The sequence below is a fragment of the Solemya elarraichensis gill symbiont genome (assembly GCF_002021095.1).
Lineage (GTDB): Bacteria > Pseudomonadota > Gammaproteobacteria > Chromatiales > Chromatiaceae.
In genome coordinates, this window is record NZ_MPRK01000349.1 from 1 (window position 1) to 1299 (window position 1299).

A 1299-nucleotide genomic window follows, 5' to 3' on the forward strand; every position below is an offset into this window, starting at 1 on the left:
GGTAAGCCCGATGACACGCGTGGAGTTCTACATTCTTTCTGCCGACAGCACGCAGGATCGCTTTTTTCTTGGTTGCCGTATTGCAGAGAAGGCGTGGAAATCCGGTCACAGGGTCGTTATCCAAACAGGTTCACGCGAAGAGGCACAGCATATGAACCAATTACTGTGGACATTCCGGGAACAGAGCTTTATCCCTCATGACCTGATGCCTGATGCCGATTCCGAAAGCAATCCGGTTCTCGTCAACTGGGGCGAAGATGCACGCGGTGAGCATGATGTTCTGATCAACCTGGCCGGGGAGATACCGGCTTTCTTCAGCAGCTTTGAACGCGTGATTGAACCGGTGGATAATGACGAGAGACAGAAGACGACAAGCCGTGAGCATTATCGATTTTATCGTGATCGCGGCTACCCTCTGACAAACCAGGAGATTAAGGCATGAGCGACGGACAAGAGAAGGAACTGGTGGAACTCTCACTTGAAGACATGTTGATGTGTGACGATGCATCTGACATTGAAGAGAGCGAGTTCATCGTAGAGGACGAGCCGATTTTCGAACCTGAAAGGGAAATAACGCCAACTGCCTGCTCTGAAGAAGAGATCACACCACCCGCTGCACCTGATAAAGAAGATACCCTCTCATTTTCAAAGCTTGAGCAACTCAAGACAGTAACCGAGCTGGAGAAATCTGACCTGGTCGAACCTGAACCAGAGGTACCTGAACATGATGAACCCGGTGTCGACATTGTGCAGCAACTGGTGGATGAAGTCAGGCAGGAGTTGATCAATGCGCTGCCAGGTATCATCGATGAAAAGATCATGCCGCTGGTCGAAGAGAAAATCCGGCAAAAACTCGAAAGCTGATCATGCCTTGACGTGTGCGACCTGGTTGCGCAGGTAAACCGGCATCGCCTGCTCTGCAGGTACACCACCATCTTCACGCAGGAGTGTCACCGCAAGTGTTGCGATATCCTGTGCGTGGCAGTGCGGTTCTTCATCAAACTGTTCCAGCAGACCATTACATGCCGCCTTGAGGTCAGATGAATAGGCGTCCCAGCCACTGCCGCAGGCACACCAGCCGCTCTCTTCGAGATTGACTTCTGCAGGAGCACAACAGCGCTCTTCGCCTGCCAGTCGCATCACAGCGTTTGCATCAACCTGGTAGGCACCCCAGTAGACCTCCTGCATGCGTGCATCCAGGGCAACTGCGACTCGCGCTGATTGCAGACGACGATAGCAACCCTGTGCGAGACCTGCGAGTGTTGATACAGGCACAAGTGGGCAATCGAGTGCGAACCC

The 1299-nt window shown here is 52.8% G+C and carries 3 protein-coding genes; 2 read left to right on the top strand and 1 reads right to left on the bottom strand.

Annotated features, from left to right (window positions below; genetic code table 11):
• Positions 1-442: DNA polymerase III subunit chi (locus BOW51_RS10840; RefSeq protein WP_245828675.1), on the top strand; the 442-nt coding region annotated here is incomplete at its 5' end.
• Positions 439-864 (top strand): hypothetical protein, encoded by a 426-nt coding sequence (locus BOW51_RS10845; protein ID WP_078477712.1) that lies wholly within the window; start codon positions 439-441, stop codon positions 862-864. The genes BOW51_RS10840 and BOW51_RS10845, both read left to right, overlap by 4 nt.
• Here BOW51_RS10845 and tsaB read toward each other — a convergent pair.
• Positions 865-1299, bottom strand: a 435-nt coding sequence (tsaB, locus tag BOW51_RS10850) for a tRNA (adenosine(37)-N6)-threonylcarbamoyltransferase complex dimerization subunit type 1 TsaB (RefSeq protein ID WP_135568289.1), incomplete at its 5' end; no start/stop codon positions are given.

Coding starts and splice junctions, on each gene's coding strand:
- BOW51_RS10845 (WP_078477712.1), top strand. CDS start 439: ATGAGCGACGGACAAGAGAAGGAACTGGTGGAACTCTCACTTGAAGAC.